At 60.1% G+C, this 17343-nt stretch carries 15 protein-coding genes and 2 pseudogenes; 5 read left to right on the forward strand and 12 right to left on the reverse strand.

Translation table 11 applies throughout. From position 1 onward, the window contains the following. Positions 1–14: 14 nt before the first annotated feature. The 3 genes and pseudogenes from MKW15_RS23640 to MKW15_RS23650 form a co-directional block, all read right to left on the reverse strand. Positions 15–299, reverse strand: coding sequence for a hypothetical protein (locus MKW15_RS23640; protein WP_240862732.1), 285 nt, complete (start codon positions 297–299; stop codon positions 15–17). A 447-nt stretch (positions 300–746) separates the two neighbouring features. After that, positions 747–1077: pseudogene (locus tag MKW15_RS23645) on the reverse strand (helix-turn-helix domain-containing protein). A 3-nt stretch (positions 1078–1080) separates the two neighbouring features. Continuing rightward, positions 1081–1800 (reverse strand): annotated as a pseudogene (locus MKW15_RS23650) (tyrosine-type recombinase/integrase); the annotation flags it as partial. Between the two features lie 226 nt (positions 1801–2026). Here MKW15_RS23650 and MKW15_RS23655 point away from each other — a divergent pair. The 4 genes from MKW15_RS23655 (at position 2027) to MKW15_RS23670 (ending at position 5198) form a co-directional block, all read left to right on the forward strand. Continuing rightward, the gene (locus MKW15_RS23655) at positions 2027–2236 is read left to right on the forward strand and encodes an antitoxin MazE-like protein (RefSeq protein ID WP_240862734.1); all 210 of its coding nucleotides are present in this window, start codon (positions 2027–2029) and stop codon (positions 2234–2236) included. Further along, positions 2233–2565, forward strand: a complete 333-nt coding sequence (locus tag MKW15_RS23660) for a type II toxin-antitoxin system PemK/MazF family toxin (protein WP_240862736.1) — start codon at positions 2233–2235, stop codon at positions 2563–2565. Before MKW15_RS23655 ends, MKW15_RS23660 begins: the two co-directional genes overlap by 4 nt. A 431-nt stretch (positions 2566–2996) precedes the next feature. Then, positions 2997–4154: a hypothetical protein gene (locus MKW15_RS23665; RefSeq protein WP_240862739.1), complete on the forward strand. Its 1158-nt coding sequence runs from the start codon at positions 2997–2999 to the stop codon at positions 4152–4154. 201 nt (positions 4155–4355) lie between these two features. Next, positions 4356–5198, forward strand: a complete 843-nt coding sequence (locus MKW15_RS23670; protein WP_240862741.1) for a hypothetical protein — start codon at positions 4356–4358, stop codon at positions 5196–5198. Positions 5199–5403: 205 nt separating this feature from the next. Here MKW15_RS23670 and MKW15_RS23675 read toward each other — a convergent pair whose 3' ends face one another. The 6 genes from MKW15_RS23675 to MKW15_RS23700 all read right to left on the reverse strand — a co-directional run bounded on the left by MKW15_RS23675 (position 5404) and on the right by MKW15_RS23700 (position 12286). Next, positions 5404–6516, reverse strand: coding sequence for a DUF262 domain-containing protein (locus MKW15_RS23675; protein ID WP_240862742.1), 1113 nt, complete (start codon positions 6514–6516; stop codon positions 5404–5406). Next, on the reverse strand, positions 6513–7112 hold the full coding sequence (locus tag MKW15_RS23680; protein ID WP_240862744.1) for a hypothetical protein: 600 nt from the start codon (positions 7110–7112) through the stop codon (positions 6513–6515). Before MKW15_RS23680 ends, MKW15_RS23675 begins: the two co-directional genes overlap by 4 nt. A 52-nt stretch (positions 7113–7164) precedes the next feature. Then, positions 7165–8559 carry a recombinase XerD gene (locus tag MKW15_RS23685; protein WP_240862758.1) on the reverse strand — a complete coding sequence of 465 codons (1395 nt, stop codon included), beginning with the start codon at positions 8557–8559 and terminating at the stop codon, positions 7165–7167. 79 nt (positions 8560–8638) lie between these two features. Beyond that, positions 8639–8974: a helix-turn-helix domain-containing protein gene (locus MKW15_RS23690; RefSeq protein ID WP_240862746.1), complete on the reverse strand. Its 336-nt coding sequence runs from the start codon at positions 8972–8974 to the stop codon at positions 8639–8641. After that, entirely contained in the window at positions 8971–10080 is a 1110-nt protein-coding gene (locus MKW15_RS23695; protein WP_240862747.1) for a tyrosine-type recombinase/integrase, read from the reverse strand. Before MKW15_RS23695 ends, MKW15_RS23690 begins: the two co-directional genes overlap by 4 nt. A gap of 571 nt (positions 10081–10651) precedes the next feature. After that, positions 10652–12286, reverse strand: coding sequence for a hypothetical protein (locus tag MKW15_RS23700; RefSeq protein WP_240862749.1), 1635 nt, complete (start codon positions 12284–12286; stop codon positions 10652–10654). Positions 12287–12589: 303 nt separating this feature from the next. Here MKW15_RS23700 and MKW15_RS23705 point away from each other — a divergent pair, with 303 nt between their 5' ends. Beyond that, positions 12590–14374 (forward strand): DEAD/DEAH box helicase, encoded by a 1785-nt coding sequence (locus MKW15_RS23705; protein WP_240862752.1) that lies wholly within the window; start codon positions 12590–12592, stop codon positions 14372–14374. Between the two features lie 593 nt (positions 14375–14967). Here the strand turns inward: MKW15_RS23705 and MKW15_RS23710 are convergent. The 3 genes from MKW15_RS23710 to MKW15_RS23720 form a co-directional block, all read right to left on the reverse strand. After that, positions 14968–15603 carry a Fic/DOC family protein gene (locus tag MKW15_RS23710; RefSeq protein WP_240862753.1) on the reverse strand — a complete coding sequence of 212 codons (636 nt, stop codon included), beginning with the start codon at positions 15601–15603 and terminating at the stop codon, positions 14968–14970. A 10-nt stretch (positions 15604–15613) separates the two neighbouring features. Beyond that, complete coding sequence (locus tag MKW15_RS23715; protein ID WP_005202269.1) at positions 15614–15799, reverse strand: antitoxin VbhA family protein; 186 nt, start codon at positions 15797–15799, stop codon at positions 15614–15616. A 541-nt stretch (positions 15800–16340) separates the two neighbouring features. Next, positions 16341–17343, reverse strand: a 1003-nt coding sequence (locus MKW15_RS23720; RefSeq protein ID WP_374248119.1) for a TIGR03564 family F420-dependent LLM class oxidoreductase, incomplete at its 5' end; no start/stop codon positions are given.

Raw genomic sequence — 17343 nt, forward strand, 5'->3', positions numbered from 1 at the left:
CCGTCGATAAGGGGTCAGATTTCAGCCGCCGTTGACACCGTCTCTGCGGTGCGTCCGTGCATGCCGTGGAGCCAGTTGAGGAACTTGATGACCTCGGTGATCTCCTGTTTCGCGTTGCGGACCGCGCCCTCACTGGATTGCCCGGGTGTGGAGTTGGCGCGGATGCGTCGCAGGTGATGCCAGGTGGCGAAGCGGTGGGTGATCGCCCACGTTTCCGGAGTATCAGCCGCGGCTTCTTTGGCGGCCAGCCACTTTTCGAACAGTGCCAGATAATGGTCACGGCGCTGCTGCGCATCCAAGTCATGATGCTCTCGGGTCGTTCCGCGGTAATGAGGGCATCGATCAACGTGCTGCGTAGTTGCTTGCGGGTGGCGCCTCGAGGTGGGGGAGCAAGCTGTTCGAGGTTCTCGCGCAGCGCACACCGGGCGCAGCGTCCGCGGCGATAGATTTCGCCTTCGTGCGTACATGTGAGGCATCGGTAGCCCGAGGGGTTGATCCCACCGCATTCGAGGCAGCAGGGGCGAGGATCATCGGCCCGTGCCCGGGCGGGCAGCACACCGTCGTGGCCGCAGATCGGGCAGATTCCGAAGGTACGCATCGCGACGTAAAAGCAGCTGTTGCACAGCCTTTCGCCGGGCCAATGCACGCGCGGCTTACCCATCACACGTCCGCAGCGATCACAGAGGTAGTCGCCGGTGGTCCGTGTCGGGCGGCCCCGGCGTCGCCGCACGCCGGCACGGTCTTGCTCAGTCATCACGGATCACCCGCGCTCGTTTGGGCCGTCCGGTGCGGCTGAGGTCGACAACATTGTCGGTGGCGGTCTTGCGGCGTCGGGCATCGGTGGCCGTCACCGTCACAAGATCGGCGGGGGTACAGGCGAAGACATCGCATATCGCCGCCATGACCTGGAGCGATACCCTTTTCAGGCTGGCCGGCCACCAAGCGGTAGATCTGTGACGCCGACAGGTCGATACCGCGCTCACGCAGTAACGGCACCAGGTCAGTGCTGTTGTGCAGTCCTGCTGCTGCCATCAATTCCGCGAGCCGCCATCGGTAGTCGACTGTGCGTGCTGCCATCAGTTAGTCACCTGTCTCTCCGTGTTCGCCGGTATTCATCGCCTCCCGCATGGTCGAGTCCAGTGCGCCCCGCAGCGTCTGTTGGCGGAAGTCGGTCGTGGTGCAGTCGTAGATGCCCGTTGTCGAGGCGAACTCATGGCCCAGCTGATCCTCCACGAATTTGGGGTCAATCCCCGCCTCGATCAGGTGCGTCGTATATGACCGCCGGAACGAGTGCATGTCCACGCCCGGTGCCAGCCCGAGTTCCTCGCAGTATCGGGAAAATCGTTGTCGCACACAGTTAACCGATACCATCGTGCCTCGCTCGCTGGTGAACAGGTCCAGCGGTCCCTCGTCGCCACCCAACTGAGCGACCGCTACCCAGTCCTCGACGACCTCGGGTGACCAGTCGAATACAGTCAGCACCGATCGTGGTTTCGGGGGAGAACCGCGATGGGGCTTTCCGTATCGGACGCGAAGGACACCATACTTCCCGAACTCCGGGGCCTTCGGATTCCGATAGAAGTCGCTGGTCTGAAGATGCCTGACTTCATTGCCGCGCAGACCCCAGCCGTAGGCCACCTTGAACCACGTCGCATCCCGGTACGCCGCGAACCATCCTTTGCGGCCGCTCGCCGCGATCCTGTCCACTTCACCATCGGCGTGATCGAAAAACCGTTGCAGCTCAACACGACTGAACGCGCGCTTGGTCGGATTGGACTCAAGGCCATGTCGACGATCATTGACTCGCCGGAGCCGGGATCGGGTAGGCGCGCACGAGTCCGAGTGCACATTAGCGCTGGTCAATAGGCGTGCACCGATAATCAGACATCCCAAGGGTGAGGGACCGGTCCGCCTGCATCTGCTGCAACATTACCGGAATACTGGTAACCCTGCATATTCGATTGCTGCATATTCGCAGCCAACGCACAGCCTGGCCACCCCGGAGCGTTACATGTAACATGGGGCCATGGCAGTGAGGGACAGGGTTGGTGAGTATCGACGCCGGATGCGTGAGCGCGGTTTGCGACCACTGCAGGTCTGGGTTCCCGACGTGCGCACGCCCGAATTCGCCGCGCAAGCCCACACGCAGTCGGTTCTCGTCGCTCGGGCCGATGTCGATGGGGACGAGCAGGATTTCGTCGAGGCTGTTGCGGCACCCTGGGACGACGAGGCGTGATTCGCGGCGAGATTTGGACCGTTGCGGGTGGTGTGTATGCGTCCAAGCCGCGGCCTGCCGTCATCGTCCAGGACGACCTCTTCGATTCAACTCTGTCGGTGGTGGTTGCGCCGATGACGAGCCGGCTCATCGATGCACCGTTGTTGCGGATTCGCATCCCAGGCGACGACGATGCGATCTCGGGCCTTGAACGAGACAGCGACGTGATGGTCGACAAGCTCACGGCAGTAAGACGGTCGAACGTGCTGACCCGTGTTGGTCGGCTGACGTCCGAACAGTTAGTGGAGGTCGAACGCTCACTGATGGCGTTTCTGGGACTCGCGCGATGATGTGATGCGAGGTGGCGGCTCAATGTCGGGCGGGAGGGCTCCTTCCGGTCCGGTGCTGAATCTCAGTGCACCGCAGCGTAATACGCTACGGTTTACTGGTAACCCTGCATATTCGATCGCTGCATATTCTTCAGCTCATGTGCGGTCCTGCCAGTGTTCGTTCTCGTATCGGATACCTTCCGACAGTGCTGGACACGACGTGTCCTGAGGGCCGAGCCGGTCCAGGGCCGTTGGGCTGCCGAACTTGCTCGTGTATCGTGTCGCGGCCGCGCGGGTGTCAAGTTGGGCGGCCGCGCTGATGGCCGTGAGGTCACAAGCTGAGATCATGCCTGAGGACCACCTCCACATGAATCTTTCCCGCGCTCAGCCCGCAAATCATGCGGTAACATTGGCTGCACCGAGCCATATACGGGGAGCGGCAGGAGTAGAACGTGCCCATCGGTTTGCTCAGTAACTCCGACGTGTGGAGTGACAGACATAAAGCCGTCGCGCTATATTTCGATCAAATGGCTCTTGCTGTACCTGCTGTGTGGGACGAAAACCGTATCTATCAACGGCAAACGGCAGTGCGGGAGTTGGCGGACCGACAAATGCTGTCCGTATTGAAGTATCGCGCGGAAGACCACGAGAATGCAGCTGCACCCATCATAGATGCCGTACATAGGTGGCCCGAAGCGATCCGCGCTGAAATCGAAATCGTTCAATGGAGGCCAAGGACTGGCCTCCGTGCAACATTAGTTGAGCATTGGTTCAGCGAAGATCTGGCGAGGTGCTTAGTCGATGCCAACCTTGGCTATCTAAAGTACGAAGCTGAGCCACCGTTCGATCCCTTCCTTCGCACGTCGGCACGCATAGCTCAGGTATACAACAGCCGCCTAGCAGAGATCGTTGCCTCGCGTTTAGGGTTCAGCCTGACAGGCGTTGACCACGGGCCCTTCCCAGGCTCTGCTCACTGGGGGCCCGAGACGGTACGAGAGGTCCTAACCACCGGAACTTTCGTGGGCGATGTGCGGTTTCATGAATCAACCGGGTTTGCGGGGCTCGCCTTGATCTCGATTCAAGCGGTACTTCCGGGTGACCTCAAAGCGATGACGATTCGTCAGGTAGCCGATTTCCGCACTCGAAACAGACTGGCTTTGACGACGTTTCAAGATTTTATTGAGCGGATCGTGACCTCCAGTGCATTGCCGGAGGTGCTTAGCAGTCCTAGTGACGCGCAGGCTGTTGTTCTGCAACTTCAAAATGAGTACGACCGGTCAGTCGCACCCGCCCTGCGCTCGTTGGAAAAATCGCTCCAAAAGATCGGCGTGGGAGCAGTCTGGCGTGCGCTATCGCTCAATACGGCCGCGCCCTTGCTGGTCGCGGGCGGACTAAACAGTATTCTGCCAGACGGAGCGCTCTCGCAGGTTATCGTATCCAGCGCTGGGCTTGCTCTCGCAGCTGGAAGGCTGGCTTACGACACCAGATCGGAACGAACCGAAGAAGTGCTTGCCAACCCGGTGGGCTATCTCCTGGCACTCCAGCGGGAGGATTGGCGTGATAGTTTTCACCGGCATCAGATCTCAGGACCCCTGGTAGACCCCTCCTAGGAATTTGCTCGCTTCACGCCAGATTCTGCCAGCATGAACGACTCTCAACACCGCGGCGTTCGACCGACTCGGTCGCCGGGTTATATCGGTTGTATCCGCAGACCCCAAGAACTATCGACGAGCCCGCAAGCCTGACTGAAACCGGATAGTGCGAACTATGCTGCAGGCTGAAGTGGCGTCCCGCAGCTAAGATCGGCAAACATGGCATCACTGTCGGCATCCGAAGCGCTAAGCGCGTGTGAGCGCTCTTTGCGGCAGCTAATGACGCACTCCTACTACCTTGAGTACGGCAAAGACTGGCTTGAGAGAATCTCGAACGCCGATCAGCGAGCCGCTTGGGGTGATCGACGCGACGCCGAGATGGTCAGTGCTGGGCGCCGAGGCGTCGCGCCCGCCGCAGTGTCGACGGCACTGCTCGACTACTCGAACTTCTACGAGCTCCGCAACATCGCCAAAGAGCATTGGGCGCCTTTGGCCGCGGCCTTAGGGAAGGCCAGAGAGACGATGCCGCTGCTGAACCGGTTCGACCAAGTTCGTAACACCGTGGCTCACAGCCGCGACCTATTACCCCACGAGATCGATCTACTTTCCGGGATTGCCGGCGAGCTGAGAAACAAGGTGACGATATACATGTCCAGCCAGGACGCCGGCGGCAACTACTTTCCACGAGTCGAGCGGGTGTCCGATCAGTTCGGCCACACCATCGACAACACCCAAACGGAGAACTTCATGGCCGCGTGCACGACCGGGGAAGTGCTTCGTGTCGGGCAACGAGTGCAGTATACGTGTGTCGGAATCGATCCCCAGGGTCGAGAACTCGAATGGGAGCTGATGCACTCCGACGTCAGCCCAACCTCTGGCGATGTCGAACTCGCGCACGGTACGAACGTGACCTTGACGTGGGACATCCGTCCCGAACATGTCCGGCACCATGCGGCCACGGTCATTCAGATGAAGGCACTCGGTACCCCATACCACCGACATTCCCGGTTCGACGAACAAGTCGAGTTCCACTATCGAGTGCTTCCGCCGTTACAGCAGTGAACAGAAACGCGAGCTTGGGTCCACTAGACCCCGGTGGTGACAGGCCTGGAGCGAGACGTTCGCATCTGCCCGACCGACTCCCAACCGCGCTCTCGCCCGACAGGCCAACAGTGGAGCGCGAACCCGTCGCTCTTGCAGGTAGTTCCGGCCTTACTCTGGCAAGCCTGCGCACTCGGGCTATGTATATTGCTGTGTGCAAAGAGTGTCATCTCGCACTCAACTGACTCTCGACAACTCTACGAAGTTCGCGTGAACGGGACCTACGCGATCCAAGATCTGACGAGTTCCGGATTCCGGACACGTAACCGAGGACGATCTCGCGTGTATCCTCTTCAGGAAGGTCCAAGATCGTCGCAAGATCGGTTAAGTTGCCATCTTCTTGGGAAGACCCGATTCTCTTAGTATCCGAAACTTTCCGTTGAAATACATCAAGTGCCGAGCATATGTTCGAAATTTCGGTATCGTCTGCCGTGTTAAGCTGATCGTAGGTGATCCAGCCGACGTGAAGCAGTGTATACATATCGACGATATTCGACCACCGAACTTGGCCTTGCCACTTTATCGTTCCAGAAAGAATGGTCAACAAATTCAGGAAGTCGTCCGACTTTTGCCGGTAATCATCGAAGTTTTCTGACAGGACGTCATACCGCTCGTCCAACTCGGACTTCTTATTCGACAAACCAAACATGCATGTTCCGAAGACTTCCGCAAAAAATTCGAGATCCCCTCCTCGTCGTCTACGGGCGCCACTAAATACTCCCGACTTAGTCGTGATGTCGTGACTAGCGCAGTCCTTAAGGAAATCAAAGAACGGTCCAGGAAGCAGCGCGTTGCGAATTTCTTGATCGGTCAAGACCATATTGACCCGATTCACACGCGCGAATATTTCTCGAACAAACTCGTCTTCAAGATTTGACAGCCTCCTTACAGGAAACCGGTAGAGAAAGAAGCGAGTGCGAACGTCCTCGGGCAAGTCTCTAAAGAATCGTCCCTCATGCTGCCCCGTTCTGTTGTCCTCCAAACCGAGTAACGCAAAATCGTTTTGGAGGAAGCCAAGAAGGGAATTGAGTCTTTGCTGACCGTCAACAACTGCAACGGTCTGGTCCCCGTCTGGCGTGGTCTCGTAGGCGAGATATATTTCGGGAATCGGATACCCAAGGAGAATAGTCTCCATTAGTGAAACCTTGGCTGCTTCTGGCCAAACAGCTTGTCGCTGGTACTGCGGCCGTAGAGTTAGCTGTCCGGATTTGTGCATGCTTCGAAAATCTGCGACCGTTAATGACTCAATCTCGAAGTTGAGTGCTGCTGGCTGTGTCAATTGTCTACCCCTTCCTCGATAGCTCGGTCTCGCGCTTTCGATACGCTGGAGAGTTGGTACTCGCGCAGAGCTCCATGATTTCGATATAGGCGATAGTTGATCTGGCGATCGTTGAATTCCTCGCCGAGCAATTCGATTATCTCATCCCTCGCCACGGCCCAACTAGCACCAAACGAAAGGTGCGGGAGAACTATATCAAGTGCAATGCACTCATCGAACACAAGTTTGCGAAGATATGTTTTCCGTTCCTTGAGTTCATCATGTCGATCTACTATATTCCGCAGTTGCAGCCAGGCAGCCTCGAATAGTTCGGGGGAGACTACCGCGATATCAAGATCCGAGTCTTCGTTAAAAATCTTGAAATTTTTGGCCGGATTAATTGAGTATCCAAGTCGGGCGCTACCAACCAGTTGGATAGCGATGGGGTCGACGTCCAATCGTTGTGCGATCTCATGTCTCCATCTCACATATTCAACATTCCTTGTCCAGATCGCTGGGACTCCATCGAACAGGCGTGCGGAAACGAAATATTCGATATCCTCGTCTAGTTGCTTGAAGTCGTCCCAAAATTGCTGAATACCCGTGTCTGGGGTCACGTTAACCTCGTATTTGGCAGTTTCTAAGTTCCGGTCATCATTTAATAGTTGGTCAACGTGACACATAGCGTCCCCATGCCTCTGAAGCAAGATCAGCATGCTTCTGCGTCACCTGGTCGCTATACCCGAGCATCTCGGCGACCACCGGGGCTGGCACCTGGGTCACGAGCTCTCGGAGCGCACTGTTTCGCGCGCCGAGCAAGTTGATCCCGAGCTGGCGGAGTCGGTCCATCAAAGTGTTCGGGTGTAGGTGTTCTCCAGGTTTGTAGCCCGGAAAGAGCCACGGACTGTCTGCTCCGCTGGTTCTCAGGTTGGGACGTTGGGTGATGTGTTGCCGAAGAAGCGAGTCGAACGGGGCGGGAACAGGGGAGGGCGTCACTCCGAGCTGCAAAGCAAGTCCGTCGGGGGAGATGTTCACTTTCGCCATGGGTAGTTCGGCAATCTTGACGAGTGGCTGGGCATAGAGAAGCAGCAGTGTGCCGGCCACCCGGTAGGGACGTGACTCATTGTCGCCTTCGAGGAGCTCTCGGATCCAGGCGAGTCGTTGGTCTTGCGTGAGTAGTCGTACAGACTTGGCCTGACGAAACCCAAGGGACACTGAACGATTGATGCGTGAGTTCGCGCACCACACTAGGAAAGTCCGGATAGAGTGGCGCGTTGTCGGGCCAGTAGTCACCCATTCGTCCACGTCTTGCTGGGCGCACGTCGCGATTGTGCGGGCGTGCTCGTCGTGAAGCCACTGAAGGAACTTCAGAGTCTCCGTGATCTCTTGCTTGGACGAGTGAACTGGCCCGCGTGTTGAGTCGCCGGCGAGCGCTATTTCGTTGATCCGTCGCAGATGATGCCAGGTAGCAAACTGGCGGACGGGCCGCTCGATGTCAGCATTCGCGATGTTGGCGAGCTTCTCTTCGAGCCATCGTTCGAAGAGTGCGATGTATTTGTCGCGAGAGGGAAGTGCCTGGTGGTGCACGAGAACTGATCGGAGGTGCTCGACATGTTTGCCGCTCGGCTCAAACTGGTCCAGTCCATCATGGCTGAGCGGTGTCGTGCCGGAGGCTATCGCTGACAGAAGCCCCTGCACTTTGTCGGAGCGCTTCCAGGTGAGGATGCTCTCTGGCCGGTCTGCGGCGCATAGCGCATCGATAAGGGTCTTGATGCCCCCGGGGGAGCCGTCATGCAGTAAGTCGCGTTCCAGGTCGGATCGCAGTGCGCAGCGCGCGCAACTTCCGCGACGGTAGGGGCGTGTTTCTTGCTCGCATGTGCGGCAGTGATAGTCCTGACGGATGCCGGCGCAGTTGCGGCAGACGGGCTGGTCGCCGATGTCTAGGCGGCCAGGGAGCATTCGGTTAATTCCGCAACTGGGACAGGGGCCGTAGAGGCTCGTGGCGTCGTAGTAGCAGGAGTTGCAGATTATGCCGTCTGGCCATGTGACTGCGGCCTTGCGCATGTGGCGGCCACAGCGAGCGCACTGAAGATCGCCGTCGGTTGCTTGAGGCCGCCCGCGAACAGTGTTGCGTCGGCGTGGTTCAATCGTCGTCACTGACAATCCTTGCTCGTCGTGGACGGACAGACTTGTTCAATTCGACAACGTTCTCACGGTCGGCGCTGGCCGCCTTCTTGCGAGCATTGGCAGCGGTCACGGTGACTAGATCCTCTGGGCCGCAGTCGAAGATGTCGCAGAGCGCGGCAATGAGTTTGAGTGACACGCGCTCGGGACGTTGGTGAACCAACCGGTAGACCTGTGGCCGGGAAAGTGTGATTCCGCGCTCATGGAGGCGGGGGATGAGGTCCGTGCTGTTGTGCATCTGGTGGCCGGCCATGAGCTCGGCGAGCCGCCAGTTGTAGTCGACGTCGCGTTTCACGATGCTCCACCATTCTCGGTGGACGAGAGTGCGGCAGCGATCGTCGCATCGAGCGCGGTGCGGAGGGTTCGGGTGCGATAGTCGCTGCTTACGCAGCTGTAGATGGCGGTGGTGGATGCGTGCTCGTGTCCCATTTGGTGTTGGACGAACATTGAGTCCCAGCCGTCTTCGAGTAGGTGTGTCGCGTACGAACGTCGGAAGGAGTGAAGGTCGAGCCCGGACGAGAGGTCGAGGTCATCGCAGTACCGGCGAAATCGACGGATGAGAGTGGTCTCCGATACCAGATTTCCACGTTCGCTGGGGAACAGGTCGATTCCATCGTCCATGTGGGGCTGGCCGTTCTCGAGCCAATCTGCGATGACCTCGGGAGTCCAATCAAAGACGGTGAGGACGCCGCGGCGCTTGGGAGGTGAGCCCTTCTTGGCTTTGCCGTAGCGCACGTTGACGAGCCCGTACTTGCCGAATTCTTTGGCGTGGGGGTTTCGAGCGAAGTCGACGGTTTGGAGGTGGGCCAATTCGTTGAACCGCAGACCGTAGGAGTACGCGAGTTTGAACATCACCGAATCACGGTAGGCGGGAAGCCATCCTTTACGCCCTGACGCTGAGACGGCAGAAACCTGTTCATCGGCGTGATCGAAGAAGTCCTGAATCTCGCGTTTGGTGAATGCGCGCTTGTTTGGCCGTGATTCGTTCTCCTGGACATGCTGCGCAGTGTTCCAGTCGAAGAAGACCTGCGAGGGATGCGTACCGAAGAGCTCCTCGCAGACACGGTCCCAGCCGTAGTCCGGATTGGCGACGTAAGAGCAGAACTGACGCAGCCCCACCTGGTAGGAACGGATGGACGACTGTGACAGGTTGTGGATGGAGCGTAGGTCGCCGAAGAATTCGTCGACCATCGCGACGGTCCACGTCCACGGATGCTCGTTCGAGTGTTGTACGAACCGCTCAACCTGCTTGATCCGGGCGTCGATCGTTTCGAAGCGCAGGTTGCGACTGAGTTGTTGGTTTCGCCATCCCTGAAGCATCTCGGCGAGCGTCTGTTCCTCGGGATGCAGCGGCCGGACAGTACTAACGAGGTAGGCGCGACCAACGTCGTCCACCGCCATGGGAAGCCTCCAGAGCCCGTCTCATCTGTTGCATCAATGATTCATCGGATGCATCATCAAGTCAAGGCTCCAGGTCAGCGAGTCGCGCGCGGTGCCCGGCGGTGACCTTGCGGCCATTGGGTGTGCTTCTCGAAAGATGCGTGGCGCGGTGGAAACCCTTGATGGACAGCGTCGTTGAGGAAGTTGCCGTAGGAACGTGCGGTGGTCTAGTTGTGATTCATCTGATGAAATATGCAGTGGTTTACTTAACATAATGTATCTTATCGGCAGTTGGTGGACCTGCGCTTTCCAGTTCGATGCGCCCACTGTGAACCGTCAGCGAGATTGGCGAATTGTCATCTACGGTGCCCTGATTTTCATCAGATTGGCGGGCCGTGACAAGTGCGTTGCTCCCGAGGCCTGGCGTTGCACATGAGGCTCGTGTGGCCTTGAGCTGCGCGTTGGCCGATGGTCCTCAAGGTTGGAGTCGTCGTCGGCACGGTTCGGACCCAGCCGCGCCCACCCTGTAGTCCACCTCGCTCGGCCGACCCGGCCAGAGGCATAAACGTCACAGTGACGTAAAGGCGCCTGCTCAGCGCATCGCGCGGTCGACTAGCCGCACGATCAATCGCGGTGCACCGACATCGATTCCCCTTTTGAAGGCCGCCGCGGCCCCCATCCCCGCCGCGTTACCCACGCGTTTGTCGAACCTAGCTCGCCACACTCGCGACCGTAGAATCTTGAACAGATCGCGAGCGACTCCAGCCTGGCCCGGTTTGAATGCTCCCAGCATGCTAAACACCAACTCAACGAGGTCCCGCTGGAAGTACTTCGCGAACACGGTGACACCGGCGAAGACGGCGGATTGCGCAGCATCAGCTTTTCCGTACATCGCCGTAATCTTGGTGGTGCCCAAGATGATCCGTTCCCCGAGCGCCGTGAACTCGGGTCCCGAGTGCGGTACAACGCCCCTCACGATCGCGAATGCCATCGTGAGACAGGCCACTGTCTCGACTACCCGTTGATTGGGGTTATCGGAATGGAGATCGTCCTGGAGCTTGATCATGAATTGGCGCTTGACTATTCGGATCATCGTGTCCGCATCAGCACCTGGATGCTGCCGTTGAAGCTCCGAGACCGACTCTCGTGCTCGCGGAAGCTGCTGACTGAACAACTCGCCGAGAAGCTCTGCGGCTTCCTCGGCGCCAAAGTCCGCGGGTCCCGCCGTCTGTTCCGGATCCTGCACTATTGCAGGGAGCAATGCGATATCGGTCGAGACCACTCGATCGAGTTCCAAGAGCTCATCGAGTGCCTGCTGCCATGTCATGTGCTCAGCGGAATCGGGATCGGGCGACGCGAATGCTGAGGCGTAGGCAAGGCATCGCTCCCGGACTTGCTCAGCGTCCCGAACGAGATGGCGTTTACGCAGTCGCGCTGCGATGTTGAGTGGTGGTTCTGGCAATCGAGACACAATCACGCTGATGATTTCAGAGATGTCGCCCGTCTTGAGTCGCTGCGAGGTGCACTGATCGAACGCATTTCGCGCACTAGCGAGACCACTGGCGCTATCCCTGTTGTCAGTATCGAGCGTCAGGAGAAGTTGGATTGCGCGAATCTCCTGCGCTACAACGAGAAAACGAAGCTGATCGCCCCATTGCCCAGTGTCCAGACAACGCTTGATGGCCTTCGTGAACTCGCCGTCATCGGTTTGCGATGCGGCGGCGAGTCCGAAGCGGATTGACGCGAAGAGTTCGTCGATCGCGGCGTCAATCACGCCGGCGAGAGCCTGTTGATCGCCGACAAGTGCGTCCCCTCCCGATATCCGTGCGCGGAGGAGTCGCCTCTGCTCGGCATGAAGACCGGTGATGAGGGGCTTGCCGGTGATGGCGATCTGACCGAACTCGTTCGCGTCTTCGGAGGTCAGGGCAGGCATGACGTCCGCAGCATCCGACAGCCTTTGGCGCCAGGCAGTAAGTGTGGCCTCGGTGAGGGCGAGCGTGCGGCCCGTCTCGTCGAGGGTCGAGACGGCCGACGCAAGAGGGCTTTCCTCTTGTCCGTTGATGACGATGTCGATGGCGCGAGCGTCGTCGCCCTTCGTTGTGGAGACCCCATCCTCGACTATGAGGAGCGCGTCTGTCGCGTCGGCCGACGACTCCAGGATGGGTGAGAGTGCACGGAGCTCGGCAGGTTCCAATCGCGTCTTGTCTCCCGCTGCTGAGAGTTCCATCGCGGTGATCGCTTGTTCGTCTCCAAGGACAAGTCGTACGGGTCCGCTACGCAAGGCGACAGCTACGTGCTCACTAGGCATGCGGTGATCGTAGTAGTCAACAGCGACATTCCAGGCTCTATCGATCAGCCCGCCAGGGCGGCCCTCCGGCGTTCGCTCGTTCGAACTACAGGGCAGATCTGAGGTCCGTCCGAACGCGGTGAGCGTCCACAATCTGTCCTCCTCCTGAGGCAAGATGATCTCTCGGGCATGCTGCCGTCTCCGAGTGATTCGGCGACGGACGCCACGAGGAGAAGGGAAACGATGGACGTCTTCGGAGTGCACGAGCACCTGATCGATGACTATCTATCGTTCACGACTGCATCCGTCGACGTCAGAGATGCGAGGATCAAACAGCATGTCGATGAGTTGGTCGATCGCGGGGACCAGTGGCCCGAGCCCTGGCTCTCGCTGAACCCGGTTTTCGCCTCGGGTGGAGCCATAGGCGACCTCGTGCAGGAGGGTCTCCTCGACCCGGAGTGCGAACGGATCTTCCGGCCCAAGAAGGACGTCTCCGATCGGGGCACGCGGGCCATTACTCTCCATCACCACCAGCGGGAGGCGGTCGAGGCCGCGCAAACGGGAAAGTCCTACGTACTGACGACCGGCACCGGCTCGGGTAAGTCGCTGGCATACATCGTGCCCATCGTCGATCGCGTGCTGCGCTCCAAGGACCGTGTCCCGGGTGTCAAGGCGATCATCGTCTACCCGATGAATGCCCTCGCGAACAGTCAGGTGGGTGAGCTGGAGAAGTTCCTGCAGTTCGGGTACGGCGTCGGCAACGAGCCTGTCACGTTCGCCCGATACACCGGGCAGGAGCAGGGAGAAGAACGCCAGGAGATTCTGCGGAATCCTCCCGACATTCTGTTGACCAACTACGTGATGCTCGAATTGGTGCTCACGCGCCCCGAAGAACGTCGGCGCCTGGTACAGGCCGCCCAGGGCTTGCAGTTTCTCGTCCTGGACGAGCTGCACACATATCGGGGTCGGCAGGGCGCCGACGTTTCGATGCTTGTCCGTAGAGTTCGCGATGCGTGTCAATCGCCCGACCTGCAGTGTGTAGGTACCTCGGCAACCATGGCCAGTGCCGGCTCCCAAAGCGAGCAACGCGCGGTTGTCGCAGAGGTGGCCACGCGGATCTTCGGCTCGGAGGTAACGCCCGAGCGGGTGATTGGCGAAACTCTGGACCGAGCGACGTCGGGTGATGCCAACGATGTGACGACGCTTCGTTCCGAAGTCCGCATGGGCGGAGCTGACGGCAGCTACCCAGAACTAGCCACCTCTCCCCTGGCCTCGTGGATTGAGTCGACCTTCGGACTCGACACCGAGGAAGGCAGCAACCGCCTCACCCGCAAGAAGCCTGTACGCGTCCGCGAAGCTGCAGCGCGCCTGGCTGCATCAACGGACCGCACGCTTGACGAGTGCATGCGCGCAATCCGCGCGACACTTCTGGCAGGCTCGGCGGCCCGCCCGGCCGATCACCAGCCCCCGCTGTTCGCATTCCGGCTCCACCAGTTCCTCTCCAAGGGCGACACGGTCTACGTGTCGATTGAGTCCGAAGACGACAGGCACATCACCTCGGCGTACCAGGTCTCCGTGCCGGGCGAGCCCCACAAGTCGCTGATGCCGCTTGCTTTCTGCCGTGAATGCGGACAGGAATACCTCGTCGTCGCACGCGTCGACGAACGAGGAAGCATCCGTTACCGTCTGCGGCGCGACCGAGACGCCAGCGGCGGCGACGATGCCAACGGCTACCTCTACATCTCCACCGACCAGCCATGGCCTGCCGACCCGATCAGCGACGGCCGGTATCCAGACTCATGGATCGTCGACAACGACGTAGTCGAACGGCTGCGGCGGTACCGTCCGCGCAATGTTCATGTCACCTACGACGGCGCCGAAGACAACAGCGGCATAATTGCGACCTATGTTCCCTCCCCGTTCCGATTCTGCCTGCGCTGCAAGGTCTCTTATGAACAGGCACGCGGCAACGACTTTGCCAAGCTGGCGACACTTGACGCAGAGGGCCGCAGCTCTGCGGTAACTTAGCGAGGCGAACGTCCAGGGAGACGTGAGAGTTGCCAGGTCACAAGCCCGGCTTGGTCTCACCTATTTCTGAATCGGACAATTGGCGAGTTTTCACCAGTTTGGCGAATCTGGGCTCGATTCTGGCGAGGTTTGACAACACTTCGGCTCTGAGCGGTCGCAGGGCGCCGCGACGCTATCGCTCTCCGCCTGTGGACAGTTGTGAGAATTGTTGGACGCGTACACTATTGAGGCGCGACATGCCTCTAATTTCGACCTGGTGCGAGGTCGAGATGCGTCCCGCTCCACGCCGACAGGCGAGTACGTTGCTGGTCGAATTCCTCTGGGGGACGGCGTAGAACTGCAGGTCAGCACCTTTCCCAACATTCGCCACGTGGTTTGACAAGATTTCGGGTTCGTGGATTTCGCTCAACATGGCGAGCGGTAGGTCAGACGCCCGCGGTTCGCCACTCCCCCTGCTCGTTCACATCCTCCTCCTCCCGACTGTGAACGCTCACCGAGATCGGCGAGTTTTCAAACAATTTGACTAATCTGGCTGCCCTTTCGGCGTTGGCGTGTCGTCCGGGAACTCTCGACGCCGGCGATTGCGATTCGCCTCAATACGCGGGGTGATCGTCGATGATGTTGGTGAACATGTGGATGAGGCCGCTTAGGTCGCCGGTGTCGCGGGCGTCGTGGCATGCGGTATGGAGTTCGGTCGAGTCGGTGCGCTCCCAGTCGAGTCCACAACCTCGTTCGGCGAGTAGTTGGTCGAAGAACTCACGGGTGCTGCGCCCGTTGCCCTCGCGGAATGGGTGGGCGAAGTTCACGTAGTCATAGAGGTAGGCGACCGTTCGGGGCAGTTGGTCTGGTGTCACTACCCGGAGTTGATCACTTCGAGCGATCTCGTCGGCGACGTGGTTCATCGGCTGACCGATATTTGCCGGCGGACAGAACGCCACACCGCCCTTGTTGAGTCCGACGGTGCGGACTTCGCCAGCCCACTCGTATACGTCACAGAATAGCTGGCGGTGGATCGCGCACAGGTGGGCAAGGTCGTAACTGCGTGGACCTGTGAGCACCGGGTTCTCGCGAAGTTCGAGGAGTCGGTATTCGCTCAGGTCGACCTCAGCGTCGGTGAGCTCGTCGTGCGTGGTCGCGTGAACAAGGTTGCGCAGCACCGAGGATGCGGGGATGAAGTATCCCGTCCAGTTGCGATCGAGGTCGCCGGTATCCCATGGCCGCGTCGTCACGGCGTGCGACCTACGGGAGGTTGTAGCGCTGACGGACGAGTTGGCCGAGTTGGGTCAAGTCGATCTCGCCCTTCGCATAGGCCACCTGGTCGGCGCGAGTGGCGTCGGTGCTGCGGACACCTTCGAGTGCAGTGGTCCGCCGGATTGCGCGGACACGGCGCACACGGCGCGAGACCTCGTCGCGACGTTCCGTCATCTGGGCACCCACTTTCGTCAGTATTGAAGCTCAATTCTACCGTCTCGGTCTGACATCTAGTCCGCAGGTAGCGGCGCGTCAGATGGATCGCTACTCACGGGTGCCGACGGCCCGGGAGGCGTTCTCAGCCTCTCGTGACCACGTCGTGCGACGAGGTGGGCACCGCAGGATGGTGGGAGTTTCCACTGTACCGCGGGTCGGCGGAGCCGATGCCCCGTTCGGCCCGCTCGGGGTCAGGCGGTAGGCGGCCTCCGAACGAGCTTTGTCGACATCGCCGGTCACTGCCGACAGGATGTCCGCCAGCCCGATGACGGTTCCCAGCTGCCGCGAGGTCCCAAACGAGGCCCAAAACTCGCTGGTCAGGAAGTCGCCGAACATTCGCCACCGACTTTGACAAGAATTTGGGCTTGCGATTTTCACCCGAGATGGCGAGCCGCAGGTCAGAGCTTCGGCGCTCGCCACTCCCCTTGCTCGTTCACATCGAGATCACGACGACGATCACGACGACCGAGTGCTGCTTGCCCGGAGAGAGAGCCGAGCCCTATCCCAGCGCCGACGCCGCGGCTTCCCAGGTTTCGTGTTGCACATCGGGCCTCAATAGTTCTGTCTGTGTGACGATGACGTCGGTGGCTCCGGCGTCCAGGTACTCACGAAGTCCCGCTGCCACCTCGTCGGCCGAACCGACGAGCGCCAGATCTGCCGCCCTCGAGAACCCGCCGAGGTCGAGAACGCGCGGATACGACGGAATTGTGTTGTACAGCGCCGTGGCCTGAGCCAGCCGCTCCCGAGCATCACCGGAATCGGTCACCAGTGCGGGGACCAACGCGATGACGCGCGGTGTGGGTCGTCCCGCTTGCTCGGCCGCAGCGGACAGCGTTGGGATGATGTCCCGCTCGAGCACACTTGGTGCCGCAAGATTTGGCAGGATGCCGTCGGCCACTCGCCCCGACACCGCCAGCGCACGGGGCCCCAGGGCGGCCACGAGGATCGGTGGCACCGGGTCGGCGCCGGGAAGTGTGGCCGGGAATGGCAGCGTCGTGTCGAATGCGTCGCCGTGAAACTCCACCGAGCCGGTGGTCAGGACCTGACGGACGATGCTCACGAATTCTTCGAGCCGAGCCGCGGAACGGGTGAACGGCACGTCGAAGGCCTGCTCTGTCAGCCGTGCGGCGCCCAGCGCCAGCCCGAGCTGGAAGCGGCCATGAGTGGCTGCCTGCGCAGTGAGCGTCTGCGCAGCGACAGTGAGCGGATGCCTGCCGTAGATCGGCACCGCCGACACACCCACCGAGACGTCCGGCACCTCGCGCCCGATCAGCGCGAGGAGCGAGATGGCGTCGTAGTCGAACCGTTGACCCAGCCAGATGCCGCCGATCCCGGCGTCGGCAGCCGCCCGTGCGCGGGCAATGGCCGCATCCACGGCATTCTCGGCGTCCGGCGAGAACGAGATGGCGGCGCCCAAGGTGGGGCCTGTCCCTGAGGATCGCGATGTGTCGGTCATTCCTGGGCCAACGCGCACCGCCGGGCGGTTCATGTCTTGACGCGGC

Source organism: Gordonia gummivorans (genome assembly GCF_022513585.1).
Classification (GTDB): domain Bacteria; phylum Actinomycetota; class Actinomycetes; order Mycobacteriales; family Mycobacteriaceae; genus Gordonia.

Excerpts from the sequence above, each read along its gene's own strand:
- MKW15_RS23700 (WP_240862749.1), bottom strand. The coding sequence starts at position 12,286 with ATGGAACTCTCAGCAGCGGGAGACAAGACGCGATTGGAACCTGCCGAG.
- MKW15_RS23670 (WP_240862741.1), top strand. The coding sequence starts at position 4,356 with ATGGCATCACTGTCGGCATCCGAAGCGCTAAGCGCGTGTGAGCGCTCT.
- MKW15_RS23685 (WP_240862758.1), bottom strand. The coding sequence starts at position 8,559 with ATGCGCAAGGCCGCAGTCACATGGCCAGACGGCATAATCTGCAACTCC.
- MKW15_RS23715 (WP_005202269.1), bottom strand. The coding sequence starts at position 15,799 with ATGACGGAACGTCGCGACGAGGTCTCGCGCCGTGTGCGCCGTGTCCGC.
- MKW15_RS23655 (WP_240862734.1), top strand. The coding sequence starts at position 2,027 with ATGGCAGTGAGGGACAGGGTTGGTGAGTATCGACGCCGGATGCGTGAG.
- MKW15_RS23705 (WP_240862752.1), top strand. The coding sequence starts at position 12,590 with ATGGACGTCTTCGGAGTGCACGAGCACCTGATCGATGACTATCTATCG.
- MKW15_RS23695 (WP_240862747.1), bottom strand. The coding sequence starts at position 10,080 with ATGGCGGTGGACGACGTTGGTCGCGCCTACCTCGTTAGTACTGTCCGG.